Source organism: Streptomyces sp. NPDC057002 (genome assembly GCF_042673825.1).
GTDB lineage: Bacteria > Actinomycetota > Actinomycetes > Streptomycetales > Streptomycetaceae > Streptomyces.
This window is the reverse complement of the sequence record NZ_JBHURZ010000004.1, coordinates 684,029-699,638: the sequence shown is the minus strand read 5'-3', so window position 1 is coordinate 699,638 and position 15,610 is coordinate 684,029. Positions and strand designations below refer to the sequence as shown.

General features: G+C 68.9%; 16 protein-coding genes. 7 read left to right on the top strand and 9 right to left on the bottom strand.

Translation table 11 applies throughout. The features are described from left to right. Positions 1–1,599 (bottom strand): globin domain-containing protein, encoded by a 1,599-nt coding sequence (locus ACFT32_RS23190; RefSeq protein WP_382492269.1) that lies wholly within the window; start codon positions 1,597–1,599, stop codon positions 1–3. Positions 1,600–2,153: 554 nt separating this feature from the next. Between ACFT32_RS23190 and ACFT32_RS23185 the strand changes: the two genes are divergently transcribed. Next, positions 2,154–3,020 carry a GNAT family N-acetyltransferase gene (locus ACFT32_RS23185; protein ID WP_382492266.1) on the top strand — a complete coding sequence of 289 codons (867 nt, stop codon included), beginning with the start codon at positions 2,154–2,156 and terminating at the stop codon, positions 3,018–3,020. Between the two features lie 69 nt (positions 3,021–3,089). Here the strand turns inward: ACFT32_RS23185 and ACFT32_RS23180 are convergent, their stop codons facing one another. Together ACFT32_RS23180 and ACFT32_RS23175 are read right to left on the bottom strand one after the other, a co-directional pair. Further along, entirely contained in the window at positions 3,090–3,512 is a 423-nt protein-coding gene (locus tag ACFT32_RS23180; RefSeq protein WP_382492263.1) for a heme-binding protein, read from the bottom strand. A gap of 63 nt (positions 3,513–3,575) precedes the next feature. After that, positions 3,576–4,784, bottom strand: coding sequence for an MFS transporter (locus ACFT32_RS23175; RefSeq protein WP_382492260.1), 1,209 nt, complete (start codon positions 4,782–4,784; stop codon positions 3,576–3,578). A gap of 142 nt (positions 4,785–4,926) precedes the next feature. Between ACFT32_RS23175 and ACFT32_RS23170 the strand changes: the two genes are divergently transcribed. Then, positions 4,927–5,391 carry a MarR family winged helix-turn-helix transcriptional regulator gene (locus ACFT32_RS23170; protein ID WP_382492258.1) on the top strand — a complete coding sequence of 155 codons (465 nt, stop codon included), beginning with the start codon at positions 4,927–4,929 and terminating at the stop codon, positions 5,389–5,391. 39 nt (positions 5,392–5,430) lie between these two features. Further along, positions 5,431–5,883 (top strand): GNAT family N-acetyltransferase, encoded by a 453-nt coding sequence (locus ACFT32_RS23165; protein ID WP_382492255.1) that lies wholly within the window; start codon positions 5,431–5,433, stop codon positions 5,881–5,883. Between the two features lie 58 nt (positions 5,884–5,941). Here ACFT32_RS23165 and ACFT32_RS23160 read toward each other — a convergent pair whose 3' ends face one another. Together ACFT32_RS23160 and dnaB are read right to left on the bottom strand one after the other, a co-directional pair. Further along, complete coding sequence (locus tag ACFT32_RS23160) at positions 5,942–7,327, bottom strand: serine hydrolase domain-containing protein (RefSeq protein ID WP_382492252.1); 1,386 nt, start codon at positions 7,325–7,327, stop codon at positions 5,942–5,944. Positions 7,328–7,407: 80 nt separating this feature from the next. Then, positions 7,408–8,889 (bottom strand): replicative DNA helicase, encoded by a 1,482-nt coding sequence (gene dnaB, locus ACFT32_RS23155; protein WP_382492249.1) that lies wholly within the window; start codon positions 8,887–8,889, stop codon positions 7,408–7,410. A 460-nt stretch (positions 8,890–9,349) separates the two neighbouring features. Between dnaB and ACFT32_RS23150 the strand changes: the two genes are divergently transcribed. Then, complete coding sequence (locus ACFT32_RS23150; protein WP_382492246.1) at positions 9,350–10,687, top strand: MATE family efflux transporter; 1,338 nt, start codon at positions 9,350–9,352, stop codon at positions 10,685–10,687. A 181-nt stretch (positions 10,688–10,868) separates the two neighbouring features. On the opposite strand, the gene rplI is transcribed toward ACFT32_RS23150, so the two are convergent. The 4 genes from rplI to rpsF all read right to left on the bottom strand — a co-directional run bounded on the left by rplI (position 10,869) and on the right by rpsF (position 12,581). Further along, positions 10,869–11,315 carry a 50S ribosomal protein L9 gene (gene rplI, locus ACFT32_RS23145; RefSeq protein ID WP_215120326.1) on the bottom strand — a complete coding sequence of 149 codons (447 nt, stop codon included), beginning with the start codon at positions 11,313–11,315 and terminating at the stop codon, positions 10,869–10,871. Positions 11,316–11,333: 18 nt separating this feature from the next. Then, positions 11,334–11,570, bottom strand: a complete 237-nt coding sequence (rpsR, locus tag ACFT32_RS23140; protein ID WP_003949403.1) for a 30S ribosomal protein S18 — start codon at positions 11,568–11,570, stop codon at positions 11,334–11,336. A 44-nt stretch (positions 11,571–11,614) separates the two neighbouring features. Next, positions 11,615–12,214 (bottom strand): single-stranded DNA-binding protein, encoded by a 600-nt coding sequence (locus ACFT32_RS23135; RefSeq protein WP_382492243.1) that lies wholly within the window; start codon positions 12,212–12,214, stop codon positions 11,615–11,617. 76 nt (positions 12,215–12,290) lie between these two features. After that, on the bottom strand, positions 12,291–12,581 hold the full coding sequence (rpsF, locus tag ACFT32_RS23130; RefSeq protein WP_030847098.1) for a 30S ribosomal protein S6: 291 nt from the start codon (positions 12,579–12,581) through the stop codon (positions 12,291–12,293). A 263-nt stretch (positions 12,582–12,844) separates the two neighbouring features. On the opposite strand from rpsF, the gene ACFT32_RS23125 reads away from it, so the two are divergent. The 3 genes from ACFT32_RS23125 (at position 12,845) to ACFT32_RS23115 (ending at position 15,537) form a co-directional block, all read left to right on the top strand. Beyond that, a complete protein-coding gene (locus tag ACFT32_RS23125; RefSeq protein WP_382492239.1) occupies positions 12,845–13,162 on the top strand; it encodes a hypothetical protein in 318 nt (105 codons plus the stop codon). 166 nt (positions 13,163–13,328) lie between these two features. Continuing rightward, entirely contained in the window at positions 13,329–14,450 is a 1,122-nt protein-coding gene (gene femX, locus ACFT32_RS23120) for a peptidoglycan bridge formation glycyltransferase FemX (RefSeq protein ID WP_215120323.1), read from the top strand. A gap of 55 nt (positions 14,451–14,505) precedes the next feature. Then, a complete protein-coding gene (locus tag ACFT32_RS23115) occupies positions 14,506–15,537 on the top strand; it encodes an alanine racemase (RefSeq protein WP_382492237.1) in 1,032 nt (343 codons plus the stop codon). Positions 15,538–15,610: the final 73 nt, after the last annotated feature.

Here is a 15,610-nt window from a genome sequence, read left to right as displayed (position 1 = left end):
TCAGGACCCGGCCGCGACCAGCTCCTCCACGGAGTCGTGCCGTATGCGGTCCGACGGGATGCCGACGTCCCTCAGGGCGTCCACACCGCTGCGGATCATCCCGGGCGGGCCTGAGAGGTAGGCCTCGAACTCGTCCCATGGCCCATAGGCGCGTATCGCGTCCGGCAGTTGCTGGTGCGCCTGCTGGTCGATGATCGCGCGGACCGCGAGCCAGGGATGGCTCTGCTGGAGGCGGAGCATGGTGTCGATGTCGTACAGGTCGTGATCCGTGCGAGCCCCGTAGAAGACCTCGACCGACCGGCGGTCCCCGTGCTCTGCCACGTCTTCGACCAGTGCCTTGATGGGCGCTATGCCGGTACCGCCGCCCACGCAGAGCAGGCCGCTCTCGGTGGTGTGGTCCACGGTCATGGCGCCTGCGGGCGGGCCGAGCCGGATGATGTCGCCGGGGCGGGCACGGTGCACCAGGGCGTTGGAGACCCACCCCGCCGGAACGGCCTTCACGTGGAACGACAGCAGGCCGTCGGAGCGGGGCGCCGAGGCGAAGGAGTAGTGCCGCCAGATCCGGGGCCACCAGGGCGTCTCGACGCTCGTGTACTGCCCGGCGAGGAAGGGGTACGGCTGGTCGGGGCGGACGGTGATGACCGCGACGTCCGGAGTTCTGAGGTCGTGCGTGACGACCTCGGCGTACCACCAGGCCGGGGCACGCAGTTCGTCCCTGGCCGCCGCGTCGATCATCACTTGCGAGATGGTGGTGTACGCCCGGACCCAGGCCGCCTCCATCTCCTCGTTCCAGACCTCGGCGGCGTACTTGCTCAGCGCGCCGATCAGGCATTCGCCGACGGCCGGGTAGTGCTCGGGCCGCGTTCCGTACTTCCGGTGGCCGCGGCCGAGATTCTGCAGGTAGTCGACGAGGACCTCGGTGTTGTCGATGTGCTCGGCGGCCGTCAGCAGCGCCTTGAGCAGCCGGTCCCGCTGGGTGTCCATCGCGGCCGGGAACAGCGGCCGCAGGTCCGGGTAGCGGACGAAGAGCAGGGCGTAGAAGTACGACGTGACCTTCTCGGCCACGGGTGCGACCTCGGCCATGGCACGTCGGATGAGGATGGCGTCCGGAGACGCTTCCCTGGCCGGGGCGGCGGCTTGACCCGGGGTCGACACGGGGGCGTGCCGCTGGGAGGGGACCCGCGACTCGTCGGGGCCGGGTGCGGAGGGAGCGGTGGAGGCGAAGGGCGCCGGTGTGAGCGCCGTAGGCACGGGGCCTGCTGACGAGGCCGCGGCGACGCTTGCGGGCGCGGGAGACGAGGCGTGCTGGGCGGCCAGGGGGGCGGGCGTGGGTATCCCTCCCGAGGGCTCACGTCCCTGTTCCGGCCCACCGGTGCCCGCGCCGCCGGTCGTCGAAGCGGGCGGCACCGCCGTGCCGTCGGCCGGAGTCTCCGGAGCGGCGGCCGGCCTGCCCACGGGGCGTACCGCGGCCGGGCGACGCCCCTCAGGCGTACCGGGCTCGCTGTCCGGCGGCGTCGCCGGCTTCTTGCGGGGCGTGAACCAGCCGCCTCCGCCGCCGGAAGTGCCGTTGTCGGCCGACGTGGTGGTCGGAGCGTCCATGGTGTGCCTCGCCTCGAGCATCTTTCGGTCGGTCTGCGCACTTCCCTAGTCGGAAGGTGCCTGCTTTCCCCCGTGGACGGACTGCGTTCCCATCCATGTCGTGGCCAATGCGGCCACATTCAACCCGTATTTCGGCTCCGTACGGACAAGTAGGCAAGAGTGTGACATTGCCCGCAGTGCTCTCACCCGAGCTTCCCACTCGTCTGGATGGTTCAGTCGCGTACCCGAAAACGCGGGTCTTCGATCTCTCCGTCCCATTAGGCTGCATTGCCCTGCACGCGGCCCGCACGGAACGGGTCACCCGCCCTGAATGCGAACCGGAGTCGACCCTACCGGCCACCGCCGTGCACACAAGTCCCCCCTTCCCTCGTCACGAATGAGGGCACCGCGCGAATCATCGGTACTGCCAACTACTGGACATCGCGCCGGTGTTTCACGTGAAACGTCCGGCGTCTGACAGCTCTCTGTGCAGAGGGCTACAACTGGCCAAAAGCTCGTATGGGTAACGGGAAAGAGGTGGACGTCAGGGGCCCCTGTCGGACAGCCTGACCTGCGTGCCGACTCCTTCCCTTGCCTCTCTGCCCATCCGTCGTCTGACGCTCCGCGATCTCGCCGCCTGCGCCGACTTGTCTCAGGACCGGGGGTGGCCACGGGAGGAGCACAAGTGGGGCTTTCTCCTCACAGCCGGCAAGGGCTATGGCATCGATGACCCCGACGGCGGCCTCGTGAGCGCCTGTGTCGTCACCGAGTACGGACCGCACGAGCACCCCGCTCTCGCGGCGATCGGCATGGTCCTGGTCGCCGAACGGCATGCGGGACAGGGCGTGGGACGCCGCCTCATGCGCCATGTCGTCTCAGCGATGGGCCCCACGCCCCTCACCCTGCACGCGACACCGAACGGCCGCCCTCTCTACGAGGAACTCGGCTTCAAGGTCACCGGGCGGGCGGAGATGGTCAGCGGGCTCTTCACTCCCGGCGGACCGGAGCCGAAGGTGGCCACCCGCGCCGCGACGGCCGAGGACCTCGCCGCCATTCTCCGGCTCGACGAGCAGGCATTCGGGACCGACCGCACGCACATCATCACGCGACTGCCCGCCTTCGCCGACCAGTTGCGCGTGGCCGAGGAGGACGGGCGGATCATCGGATACGCGGCCGCCTGGCCCAACATGGACACCCACGTCGTCGGTCCTCTCATCGCACGCGACACGGCGGTCGCCCAGGCGCTCATCGCCTCCCTCGCGGCTCACACCGACCGCCCGCTGCGCACCGATATCGACGTGCGGCACGAAGAGCTCCTCGCGTGGGTGAAGGAGCGCGGCCTGGCGTCCATCGCCTTCAACTCGGTGATGGCGTACGGGATCACCGAACTGCCCGGAGACTGGACCCGCCGGTTCGCGCCGGTCACGGTCGCGGCGGGCTGAAGGGCGCCTGCGACTACGCCGGCTCCCCGGGGATCGGGGAAACCGGCGTAGTCGCGTTGCGGGGCCAGATCAGGCGAGGGCCTCCACGGCGGTCGTGGCGCAGGAGTGGTCCTGCTCCGGGGCGCCACCGCCGACGCCGATCGCGCCGATCAGGCGACCGTCGCGGTGCACCGGAACGCCGCCCGCGATGAACAGCAGCGGCCGGTCGAGCGCGGTCGGCAGCGTGTGGAAGGGGCCTCCGGGCTGCACGGCGTCGACGAGGTCGGCGGTGGGCGCGTTCAGCTGGAGGGCCGTGTAGGCCTTGCGGGTGCTGGTCTCGCCGGAGATCAGCACAGCACGGTCGTCGCGCCGGAAGGCGAGCAGATGGCCGCCCGCGTCCAGGACGGTGACGCTGACGGTCACGCCTGTGGCCTCGGCGGCACGACGGGCGGCGGTGACGAGGACGTCGGCGTCCTGGGTGGTCAGGGGGGCGACGGCTGTGGTGGTGCTCATGAGGGGGTTCTCCTAGGGGGACTTGCTGGTTGGTTCCGGTCCGGTCTGGGCCGGCCCGGTCGCTCAGTGGTGGACGGCGGTCCGCTGCTCGGCCGGCGCGGCTCCGGTGACGACGGTGCTCGGGGCACCGGCACGGCGCTCCAGAGCGGCCGAGAGGAAGGCCAGGAGCAGGGCGCCCGCGGCCAGGGCGGCACCGACCCAGTTGGGGGCGGTGTAGCCGAAGCCCGCACCGATCACCAGGCCGCCGAGCCACGCGGAGAGGGCGTTGCCGAGGTTGAAGGCGCCGATGTTCACGGCGGAGGCCAGGGTCGGGGCGCCGTGCGCCTGGTCGAGGACCCGCTTCTGGAGCGGCGGGACGGTGGCGAAGCCCAGGGCGCCGATCAGAGCGATCGTGACGGCCGACAGCAGCTTGTCGTGCGCGGTGAGGGTGAACAGCGCCAGGACGACGGCCAGCGCGCTCAGGGAGATGTACAGCATGGGCATCAGGGCGCGGTCGGCGAACTTGCCGCCGACGAGGTTGCCGCCGACCATGCCGAGGCCGAACAGGACCAGCAGCCAGGTGACGGAGCCGTCGGCGAAGCCGGCGACGTGGGTCATCATCGGCGCGATGTAGGTGATGGCCGCGAAGACACCGCCGAAGCCGAGGACGGTCATCGCCATCGCGAGCAGCACCTGCACGTTCTTGAAGGCGGCCAGCTCGTGCCGCAGGTGCACGCCCTCCGCCTTGGGCATGTCGGGGACGAGCCGGGCGATGCCGGCCAGGCCGATGACGCCGAGGGCGGCGACGATGGCGAAGGTCACGCGCCAGCCGACGGACTGTCCGACGAGCGTGCCCAGCGGGACGCCGACGACGTTGGCGACGGTCAGCCCGGTGAACATCATCGAAATGGCTCCGGCCTTCTTGTCCGGGGCCACCAGTTCGGCCGCGACGACCGAGCCGATACCGAAGAAGGCGCCATGGGCCAGCGAGGAGACGATCCGGCCGATCAGCATGACGGAGAAGGCAGGGGCGAGAGCCGAGAGCAGGTTGCCGACGATGAACAGGCCCATCAGCACCATCAGCATCCGCTTGCGGGAGACCTTGGTGCCGAGAACGGTCATCAGCGGGGCGCCGAACATCACACCGAGCGCGTAGCCGGTCACCAGGTACCCGGCGGTGGGGATGGAGACCCCGTAGTCGCCCGCGACCTGGGGCAGCAAGCCCATGATCACGAATTCCGTCGTACCGATCCCGAAGGCCCCGATCGCGAGGGCCAGAAGCGCGAGAGGCATGGAGGGGTTACCTTCCCAGAAGATTGCAGGAGCGCTTTGCGTGCGTCCACAATAATTGCACGCGCGGGCTATAGGCAAGCGCCGTCAATTGCGATGCTGCTCTATCCTGGGTGTCAGCCGCTCCGGGACGGAGGAAACGCCAATGACAGCGACGGACCCCGCGCTCACCGCACTCGCCCAGGGCTGGTGCGCCCTTTCCCTGCTGCACGGGAGGATCGAGGGCCACATCGAGCGCGCCCTGCAGGCCAAGCACGACCTGAGCGCGCGGGAGTACTCCCTGCTGGACGTGCTCAGCCGGCAGCACGACGGGGACGGAGGCCATCTGCAGATGAAGCAGGTCGCCGACGCGGTCGTGCTCAGCCAGAGCGCCACCACCCGTCTGGTCACCCGCCTCGAGGACCGCGGGCTCCTGGAGCGCTATCTGTGCCCCACCGACCGCCGGGGCATCTACACGAACGTCACCGAGGCCGGCCTCGCTCTGCTGGAAGCGGCGCGGCCGACCAATGACGCCGCCCTGCGTGAGGCTCTGGACGAGGCGGCGAAGAACCCCGAGCTGGCCCCACTGGTCCGGGTGGTCGAGACACTGAAGGCCCCGGTGCCCGCATAAGACGCTTCCGCGCCTGCTGTCTCTGCGTAAGGTGCGTCCATGGGAGATCTTGAGATACGTGCCGCCGTCGCCGACGACGTCCCGGCGATCGTCGGAATGCTCGCGGACGACCCCCTGGGCGCACAGCGCGAGTCACCGGACGACCTCGCCCCGTATCTGACCGCGCTGGAGCGGCTCAGCGCCGACCCCAACCAGCGTCTGGTCGTGGCGGTCCGGGAGGGCCGGGTCGTCGGCACACTCCAGCTCACGATCGTTCCCGGGCTGTCCCGACGTGGTGCGACCAGGTCGATCATCGAAGGCGTACGCATCCACGCCGATGAGCGCGGCAGCGGCCTGGGAACGCAGCTCATCGAGTGGGCGATCAGCGAATCCCGCAACTTGGGCTGCCAGTTGGTCCAGCTGACCTCCGACACATCGCGCACCGACGCCCACCGCTTCTACGAGCGGCTCGGCTTCACGGCCTCCCACACGGGCTTCAAGCTCCCGCTGTGACCGGCATGCAAGGGGCGCTCTGTTTCACGTGAAACAGAGCGCCCCTTGTCGTCGCCGCCTAGCCGATCCCGCGCCACCCCTCCGGATCGACTCCACCCGGCACAGGAGCCCCCTCGTCGTACGGCTGACGCGTGAACACGAACGAGCCGAGGTCCAGATGGCTCAGGGATCCGTCCGGCCGCTGTACGGCCTTCAGGAGCTCGCCGGCGTAATAGCCCTCCAGCCCCGTCCATGTGCCGTCCCCGTTCGGGCGGAACCGCGAACGGCGGCCACCGCCGGACAGCGGACCCAGCGATAGGAGCCCGTCGGCCGTCAGCCGCAGCGCGAAAGCGTGTGTCCCCCAATACCACTGGCCCGTCAGCTCCAGGATCGACGGGTCAACCTCGCTCGAGGGCCTCCACGCGGAGGGGATGCATGGTTCCGCCTCTGCGACGATGCGAACCAGGTCGGCGGCGACGGAGAACAGCAACGGACCCGAAGTGCAGTTGGCCAGGACGACAGCCGCCACGTCCTCCTCGACACCGATCATGAGGCACGCGAGGAAGCCGGGCAGCGAACCGGTGTGTCCGACGAGGGACCGCCCGTTCCGCCGCCGGATCTCCATCCCCAGGCAGTAGGCGTAGCCGCTCGCCACGTCCGCCGCGTCGTGGGGCGCTGCCGGTGTCCTCATCTCCCGCAGCGACTCGGCGCTCAGAACCCGCTCGTCGCCGTTGACCAGGAAGGCCGCGAAGCGCGCCAAGTCACCCGTGGTCGACCACAGTTGCCCTGCCGGGGCCATACGCCCCAGATCCTCGGTGGGCTCCGGGAGCATCACGTCGGCCCAGGGATGCACCGCCCAGCCACCCGCATGCGGCGCCTGAGGTCGCACGCTCGTGCGGTGCAGCTCCAGCGGTTCGAGCACTTCGCGCCGAAGGACTTCCTCCCAGGAGGCGCCGCGCAGCTTCTCGATGAGCGCGCCGAGCAGCGCGTAGCCCGGGTTCGAGTAGTGGAACCGGCGGCCGGGCGAAGACAGCAAGGGCCGCTCGCCCAGCACATCGGCGAGATCGGGCCGCAGCGACCCGGGGCTCCGCTCCCACCACGGCCCCGGCGTCTCGGCCGCCAGCCCTCCGGCGTGCGCGAGCAGTTCGGCGACGGTCGCCTCCCCCACACCGGTGCCCGGCAGATGCTTCTCCAGCGGATCCCCGAGATCCAGCGCGCCCTCGTCGCGCAGCCGCAGGACGAGAACCGCCGTGAAGGTCTTGGTGATCGAGCCGATCCGGTACTGCACGTTCTCGTCCGGCGCATGCCCCTCCACCGAGGTCCGCGCGCCTGTCCACACCGGTTTCCCGCCCCGCACGACCGTCGCGACGAGTGACGGTGCCCGTCCTTCGGCCTGGGCGACGGCGATCCGGTGCAGCAGTGCGCGACGCGTGCCGGGAAGCAGGTCTTCCTGAGATGTCGTCATGGGTCCCAGTCCACCCGCCCCGGCCTCACCGCGTCGAGCACATTCCGGGCTCGCGTCGCGAGCCCGGGACCACGGTCAGGTCAGGTCTGCGCCATGTCGACGAACCGTGAGTAGTGGCCCTGGAAGGCGACCGTGATCGTCGCCGTCGGGCCGTTTCGGTGCTTGGCCACGATCAGGTCGGCCTCGCCCGCGCGCGGCGACTCCTTCTCGTAGGCGTCCTCGCGGTGCAGCAGGATGACCATGTCGGCGTCCTGCTCGATGGAGCCGGACTCACGCAGGTCGGAGACCATCGGCTTCTTGTCCGTGCGCTGCTCGGGACCACGGTTCAGCTGGGAGAGCGCGATGACCGGGAGCTCCAGCTCCTTGGCCAGCAGCTTGAGGTTACGGGACATGTCCGAGACCTCCTGCTGACGGCTCTCGGCCCGCTTGGACCCACCGGACTGCATCAGCTGGAGATAGTCGATGACGACCAGTCTGAGGTCGTTGCGCTGCTTGAGGCGGCGGCACTTGGCGCGGATCTCCATCATCGACAGGTTCGGGGAGTCGTCGATGTAGAGCGGCGCCGCGGAGACGTCCGGCATCCGGCGGGCCAGACGCGTCCAGTCCTCGTCCGTCATCGTGCCGGACCGCATGTGGTGCAGGGCGACCCGGGCTTCGGCGGACAGCAGACGCATCGCGATCTCGTTGCGCCCCATTTCGAGCGAGAAGATCACGCTCGGCAGGTTGTTCTTGATCGAGCAGGCTCGCGCGAAGTCCAGCGCGAGCGTGGACTTACCCATGGCGGGACGCGCGGCGATGACGATCATCTGGCCCGGGTGCAGACCGTTGGTGAGCGAGTCGAAGTCCGTGAACCCCGTGGGCACGCCGGTCATCTCACCGCTGCGCGAGCCGATCGCCTCGATCTCGTCGAGCGCGCCCTCCATGATGTCGCCGAGCGGCAGATAGTCCTCGCTGGTGCGCTGCTCGGTGACCGCGTAGACCTCTGCCTGGGCGCGGTTGACGATCTCGTCCACGTCGTCGTCGGCCGCGTATCCCATCTGGGTGATGCGCGTACCGGCCTCGACCAGGCGCCGCAGGACGGCACGCTCATGGACGATCTCCGCGTAGTAGGCGGCGTTCGCGGCCGTGGGCACCGTCTGGACGAGGGTGTGCAGATACGAGGCCCCGCCGACCTTGTTGATCTCACCGCGCTTGGTGAGCTCGGCGGCGATGGTGATGGGGTCGGCCGGCTCGCCCTTGGCATAGACGTCGAGGACGGCCTGGTAGATCGTCTCGTGGGCCGGCTTGTAGAAGTCGTGACCCTTGAGGATCTCCACGACGTCGGCGATGGCGTCCTTGGACAGGAGCATGCCGCCCAGGACGGACTGCTCGGCCTCGATGTCCTGCGGCGGTACCCGCTCGAACGATGTGCTTCCGCCGCCCTCCCACTCCCCGTTGTCTCTGCCGCGCTCGTGCTGCTCGTCGCGGCCCCGGGCACCGTCACCACGTCGACGGGCGGAGGGCAGACGATCACTGGGCCCGCTGTCGGCCCACGGGTCGTCCAAGGGCTCGGAAATGCTCACCGAGCCACCTCCTCCCGTCCGCCGCAGCAGACCTCGCCGTGCCCCTCTTTTCTACGGCACGGCACTGACAAATGAGAGGCCCAACTCCGGTTACTGGACGTCGGTTTTGTGACGTTTTCCCAACCGACGGACGGAGCGGGCGCCGGACTACCGTAGGCCCGTCGGCACCGTCAGCCAATCTGGTTATCCACAGGCCATGTGGACGACGGCCCAGATGCTGTGGAGAACTCGGCGAAACCTGTGCACGACCCGGTGGACAGGCCTGTGAACAAGCACCGACCCATCACAGAGAAACTGCCCTGACCTGCGGCTTTGCCGTCCACTGGCTGTGCAGAAGAAAAACTTCCCCAACCGGCGCAAGATCGCTTCGAATGGTGCACGGCGGTGCGCGCCTCTGGTCGAATGGTAAGGGTCACAAAAGCTTTGCATCTCTTACCTGTGGACGATTAGATTGGTGCACATGACACAGGCCCCCGCGCGCCCTCGATCCGGCCGGAGACAGCACGACCGAGAGATCGTCGCACTCGCCGTGCCGGCCTTCGGCGCGCTCGTCGCCGAGCCCCTCTTCCTCATGACCGACACCGCCATCGTCGGCCATCTGGGCACGGCGCAACTCGCCGGTCTCGGCGTCGCCTCGGCCCTGCTGATGACCTCCGTCAGCGTCTTCGTCTTCCTCGCCTACGCCACGACAGCGGCGGTCGCCCGCCGCGTCGGCGCGGGTGATCTCCCGGCCGCCATCAGACAGGGCATGGACGGCATCTGGCTGGCGCTGATCCTCGGCGCCGGTGTCATCGCCGTCGCCCTGCCTACGGCACCCCACCTCGTGGACCTCTTCGGCACCTCGGACGCGGCAGCCCCCTACGCGATCACGTATCTGCGCATCTCCGTGCTCGGCATACCGGCCATGCTCGTCGTCCTCGCGGCTACTGGTCTCCTGCGCGGCCTACAGGACACCAAGACCCCGCTCTATGTCGCCGTCATCGGATTCGTGGCCAACGGCGCTCTCAACGCGGGGCTCGTCTACGGGGCAGGGCTGGGGATCGCCGGCTCCGCCTGGGGCACCGTCATCGCCCAGTGCGGCATGGCCGCGGTCTACCTCGCGGTGGTTCTGCGTGGAGCGCGGAAGCATGGCGCCTCCCTGCGCCCGGATGCCGCCGGGATCAGGGCCTCCGCCCAGGCCGGTGTGCCCCTGCTGGTGCGGACCCTCTCGCTGCGGGCGATCCTGATGATCGCCACGGCGGTCGCCGCCCGACTCGGGGATGCCGACATCGCCGCCCACCAGATCATCCTGTCCCTGTGGAGCCTGCTCGCCTTCGCTCTCGACGCCATCGCCATAGCGGGGCAGGCCATCATCGGGCGCTATCTCGGAGCCGGTGACACACAGGGCGCCCGCGCCGCATGTCGTCGCATGGTGGAGTGGGGTATCGCCGTCGGGGTCGTCCTCGGTGTCCTGGTCGTCCTCACCCGACCGGTGTTCCTCCCCCTGTTCACCAGTGACTCGGCAGTCAAGGACGCGGCCCTGCCCGCCCTGATCATCGTCGCCCTCTCACAGCCGATCTCTGGCATCGTCTTCGTCCTGGACGGAGTCCTGATGGGCGCCGGCGACGGCCCTTACCTCGCTTGGGCGATGGTGCTCACCCTGGCGGTCTTCACCCCGGCCGCCCTACTGGTTCCGGTACTGGGCGGTGGACTCACCGCCCTGTGGGCCACCATGACGCTGATGATGACCATGCGGATGCTGACCCTGTGGCTCCGGAGCCGCTCAGGCCGCTGGATCGTAACCGGTGCGACCCGCTGACACCCGGGCGCGGCCGACGGACTGTTTCACGTGAAACACGGTGTTTCACGTGAAACCAGGTACGGCGTATCCAGGCACCACGCGTCGCATCTTGATACGACGAGACGTGTCCGGGATCGACAATGGGGCCGCACCCCGAAGGGTGCGGCCCCATCGCTCACTGCATCAGCGAGCGCGGCACTCAGGCCGCGACGACCTCGATGCTGACCTTGGCGTCAACCTCGGGGTGCAGACGCACGGACGACTGGTGAGCGCCCAGCGACTTGATCGGCGAACCGATCTCGATGCGGCGCTTGTCGACCTCGGGGCCACCGGCAGCCTTGATCGCCGAAGCGATGTCGGCCGGGGTGACGGAACCGAAGAGGCGACCGGCGTCGCCGGCACGGACGGCCAGGCGGACCTTGACGCCCTCGAGCTGGGCCTTCACCTGGTTGGCCTGCTCGATGGTCTGGATCTCGTGGATCTTGCGAGCACGACGGATCTGCTCGACGTCCTTCTCGCCGCCCTTGGTCCAGCGGATAGCGAACTTCCGCGGGATCAGGTAGTTGCGAGCGTAACCGTCCTTGACGTCGACGACGTCGCCCGCGGCGCCGAGGCCGGAGACCTCGTGGGTGAGGATGATCTTCATGTGTCGGTCACCCTTCCCTTATCGCGCGGTGGAGGTGTAGGGCAGCAGCGCCATCTCACGGCTGTTCTTCACGGCCGTGGCGACGTCACGCTGGTGCTGCGTGCAGTTGCCGGTCACGCGGCGGGCACGGATCTTGCCGCGGTCGGAAATGAACTTCCGCAGCATGTTCGTGTCCTTGTAGTCCACGTACGTGACCTTGTCCTTGCAGAATGCGCAGACCTTCTTCTTCGGCTTGCGCACAGGCGGCTTCGCCATGGTGATTCTCCTGTGTGATCAAGAAGTTTGGGTGCGAACCCGCCCTAGAAGGGGGGCTCGTCCGAGTAGCCGCCGCCACCGCCACCGCCGCCGCCGGAGTTTCCACCCCAGCCGCCGCCACCGCCCTGGTTGCCACCGGCGGGAGCGCCGGTCGCCCACGGGTCGTCAGCGGGAGCGCCGCCGCCCTGCTGGCCGCCACCGGGGCCGCCGCCCCAGCCGCCGCCACCCTGGCCGCCACCGCCACCGCTGCCGCCGCCGTAGCCGCCCTGGCCCCCGCGGCCGGTGGTCTTGGTGACCTTGGCCGTGGCGTTGCGCAGGCTGGCGCCGACTTCCTCGACGTCCAGCTCGTAGACCGTGCGCTTGACGCCCTCGCGGTCCTCGTAGGACCGCTGCTTCAGCCGGCCCTGCACGACGACGCGCATGCCTCGCTGGAGCGACTCGGCGACGTTCTCCGCCGCCTGACGCCAGACCGAGCAGGTCAGGAAGAGGCTCTCGCCGTCCTTCCACTCGTTCGTCTGGCGGTCGAAGGTGCGGGGAGTGGACGCGACACGGAACTTCGCGACGGCCGCACCGGAGGGGGTGAAGCGCAGCTCGGGGTCGTCGACAAGATTGCCGACCACCGTGATGACGGTCTCGCCTGCCATGGGGAACCTCTCGGCGGGTTTGCTGCTGGCTGCTTGTGCTGCTACTCGAATCCCGGGATCAGCTGAGCGGGAGAGCTCAGTGGGTCTCGGGGCGGAGGACCTTGGTCCGGAGGACCGACTCGTTCAGGTTCATCTGGCGGTCGAGCTCCTTGACGACCGCAGGCTCGGCCTGCAGGTCGATGACCGAGTAGATGCCCTCGGGCTTCTTCTTGATCTCGTACGCGAGACGACGACGGCCCCAGGTGTCGACCTTCTCGACCTTTCCGCCGCCGTCACGGACGACAGAGAGGAAGTTCTCGATCAACGGAGAGACAGCGCGCTCCTCGACCTCGGGGTCGAGGATGACCATCACCTCGTAGTGACGCATGTGGAACCCACCTCCTTTGGACTCAGCGGCCACGGTCGATCCGTGGCAGGAGGGTTGTGATGCGTATCCGACGGTATCGGCCACCACTGACAGTCGGGGTTCTGTCGAGAACCCCCTGCCGTGATGTGGGCAGACACCGGTGCGGACGGTACAGAGTACCCGCACAGCGGCTTGCGGTTGAAATCCGGCCGCGAGGGCAGCCAATCTGTACACATCGGGTGTGTATGGCGCTACGATGCGCCGACTTTCGCAGGAGGTGCCCTATGGCACAGGCATTGCGACCCAACACCGCCGGCGGCCTCTTCGCCACGGACGGCAAGCCCCACCCCCTCCAGGACACCCTGCTCGCGGTGACCCTGGTGCTGGGCATCACGTCGTTCGTCACGGCACTCGTCGACGATGACCTGCACCTGCTCAGCTCCTGGACCGGCCTGGTGGGCATTCTCGTCGGTGCGTACGGCCAGTGGATCTCGGAGACGACCCGTGAGCGCTTCGGCCTGATCCTGGGCCTGGGAGCCTCGGCTGTCGGGTTCTTCCTGGGCATGGCGCACGGCGGGTTGTTCGGCGGGCTCATCGACTGACGCCAGGCACACCCCAACTGAACATCGTGTGACGCCCCGGCCGCCCACGGGCCGGGGCGAAGGTTCCGTACGCCCAACCGGCGCGCTCCCAAGGCGCAGTAGGCTTCGCGCGAGAGCCGGAGCCCCTGAACCCATGGGGACACACCAGCCCGAGGAGCGCCCCGAAATGAGCCTGACCCTGAGGACCATCAGCCGCGAGCAGCATCTGGCCTACATCCAGAGCCTGCCCTCGGCGAGCCACATGCAGGTCCCGGCCTGGGCTGACGTCAAGGCGGAGTGGCGCTCCGAGCACCTCGGGTGGTTCGACGACAGGACCGGCGAGCTCGTCGGTGCCGGCCTGGTCCTCTACCGGCAGCTCCCCAAGATCAAGCGCTACCTCGCCTACCTGCCCGAGGGCCCGGTCATCAACTGGTTCTCGCCGAATCTGCAGGAATGGATCGAGCCGATGCTGGCTCACCTGAAGCAGCAGGGCGCCTTCTCCGTGAAGATGGGCCCGCCGGTGATCATCCGGCGCTGGGAGGCCGCTTCCATCAAGCAGGGCATCCAGAACCCGGATGTGAAGCGCCTGCGCGACATCGAGGCCGACCACATCGAGCCGCGCGCCTTCGAGGTCGCGGACAAGCTGCGCCGCATGGGCTGGCAGCAGGGCGAGGACGGCGGCGCGGGCTTCGGCGACGTCCAGCCCCGGTACGTCTACCAGGTGCCGCTGGCCAACCGCTCCCTTGAAGAGGTCCACAAGAACTTCAACCAGCTGTGGCGCCGCAACATCAAGAAGGCCGAGAAGGCCGGCGTCGAGGTCGTCCAGGGCGGCTACCAGGACCTCGAGGAGTGGCAGCGGCTGTACGAGATCACGGCCGTGCGCGACCACTTCCGGCCGCGCCCGCTGTCGTACTTCCAGCGCATGTGGACGGCCCTCAACACCGAGGACCCCAACCGCATGCGGCTGTACTTCGCCCGGCACAACGGCGTGAACCTGTCAGCGGCCACGATGCTGATCGTCGGCGGGCACGTCTGGTACTCCTACGGCGCCTCCGACAACATCGGCCGTGAGGTCCGGCCCTCGAACGCGATGCAGTGGAGGATGCTGCGCGACGCCTACGCGCTCGGCGCCACCGTCTACGACCTGCGCGGCATCTCCGACTCGCTGGACGAGACCGACCACCTCTTCGGCCTGATCCAGTTCAAGGTGGGTACGGGCGGCCAGGCGGCCGAATACCTCGGCGAGTGGGACTTCCCGCTGAACAAGCTGCTGCACAAGGCGCTCGACATCTACATGTCGCGCCGCTGACCGACACACCGCAACTGACACACGTCAACCACGGAGAAAGGTTCCAGGTCCGGCCATGGCGCTCACGCTCTACGTCGACACCGCGCGCTGGCGTGCGCACCACAAGCACGTGCAGGATCAGTTCCCTGGGCTCGTCCCGGTCTGCAAGGGCAACGGCTACGGCTTCGGGCACGAGCGGCTGGCGGAGGAGGCCACCCGGCTGGGCTCGGACATCCTCGCCGTCGGCACGACGTACGAGGCCGCGCGCATCAAGGACTTCTTCGGCGGCGACCTGCTGGTGCTGACCCCGTACCGGCGCGGCGAGGAGCCGGTGCCGCTGCCGGACCGGGTCATCCGCTCGGTCTCGTCGATAGACGGCGTCTACGGCCTGGTCGGTGCCCGCGTGGTGATCGAGGTGATGTCCTCGATGAAGCGGCACGGCATCAGCGAGCAGGACCTCGCCCAGCTCCACGCCGCCATCGAGAACGTCCGCCTGGAGGGCTTCGCCATCCACCTGCCCCTGGACCGCACCGACGGCTCGGACGCTGTCGAGGAGGTCATCGGCTGGATGGACCGGCTGCGTGCGGCCCGGCTGCCCCTGCACACCATGTTCGTCAGCCACCTCAAGGCGGATGAACTCGCCCGTCTCCAGCAGCAGTTCCCGCAGACCCGGTTCCGTGCCCGCATCGGCACGCGACTGTGGCTGGGGGACCACGAGGCCACCGAGTACCGCGGCGCGGTCCTGGACGTCACCCGTGTCGCCAAGGGTGAGCGCTTCGGCTACCGGCAGCAGAAGGCGGCCTCCGACGGCTTCCTGGTGGTCGTGGCGGGCGGTACGTCGCACGGGGTGGGCCTGGAGGCCCCCAAGGCGCTGCACGGCGTCATGCCGCGCGCCAAGGGCGTCGCCCGCGCCGGCCTCGCGACGGTCAACCGGAACCTTTCGCCGTTCGTCTGGGGCGGCAAGCAGCGCTGGTTCGCCGAGCCGCCGCACATGCAGGTCTCGATCCTGTTCGTGCCCTCGGACGCGCCGGAGCCGACGGTCGGCGAGGAGCTGGTGGCCCATCTGCGGCACACCACCACGCAGTTCGACCGGATCATGGACCGCTGACCGACGCGGTGCGCTGAGGTCGCACAGCTCAGCAAGAAGGCCGTACACGGTTTCCCGTGTACGGCCCTTCGCT

What these genes read in the sequence shown, in the direction of transcription:
- ACFT32_RS23190 (WP_382492269.1), bottom strand. Translation starts at nt 1,599, where the DNA reads ATGGACGCTCCGACCACCACGTCGGCCGACAACGGCACTTCCGGCGGC.
- ACFT32_RS23180 (WP_382492263.1), bottom strand. Translation starts at nt 3,512, where the DNA reads ATGAGCACCACCACAGCCGTCGCCCCCCTGACCACCCAGGACGCCGAC.
- ACFT32_RS23175 (WP_382492260.1), bottom strand. Translation starts at nt 4,784, where the DNA reads ATGCCTCTCGCGCTTCTGGCCCTCGCGATCGGGGCCTTCGGGATCGGT.
- ACFT32_RS23170 (WP_382492258.1), top strand. Translation starts at nt 4,927, where the DNA reads ATGACAGCGACGGACCCCGCGCTCACCGCACTCGCCCAGGGCTGGTGC.
- ACFT32_RS23165 (WP_382492255.1), top strand. Translation starts at nt 5,431, where the DNA reads ATGGGAGATCTTGAGATACGTGCCGCCGTCGCCGACGACGTCCCGGCG.
- ACFT32_RS23160 (WP_382492252.1), bottom strand. Translation starts at nt 7,327, where the DNA reads ATGACGACATCTCAGGAAGACCTGCTTCCCGGCACGCGTCGCGCACTG.
- ACFT32_RS23150 (WP_382492246.1), top strand. Translation starts at nt 9,350, where the DNA reads ATGACACAGGCCCCCGCGCGCCCTCGATCCGGCCGGAGACAGCACGAC.
- rplI (WP_215120326.1), bottom strand. Translation starts at nt 11,315, where the DNA reads ATGAAGATCATCCTCACCCACGAGGTCTCCGGCCTCGGCGCCGCGGGC.
- rpsR (WP_003949403.1), bottom strand. Translation starts at nt 11,570, where the DNA reads ATGGCGAAGCCGCCTGTGCGCAAGCCGAAGAAGAAGGTCTGCGCATTC.
- ACFT32_RS23135 (WP_382492243.1), bottom strand. Translation starts at nt 12,214, where the DNA reads ATGGCAGGCGAGACCGTCATCACGGTGGTCGGCAATCTTGTCGACGAC.
- rpsF (WP_030847098.1), bottom strand. Translation starts at nt 12,581, where the DNA reads ATGCGTCACTACGAGGTGATGGTCATCCTCGACCCCGAGGTCGAGGAG.
- ACFT32_RS23125 (WP_382492239.1), top strand. Translation starts at nt 12,845, where the DNA reads ATGGCACAGGCATTGCGACCCAACACCGCCGGCGGCCTCTTCGCCACG.
- femX (WP_215120323.1), top strand. Translation starts at nt 13,329, where the DNA reads ATGAGCCTGACCCTGAGGACCATCAGCCGCGAGCAGCATCTGGCCTAC.
- ACFT32_RS23115 (WP_382492237.1), top strand. Translation starts at nt 14,506, where the DNA reads ATGGCGCTCACGCTCTACGTCGACACCGCGCGCTGGCGTGCGCACCAC.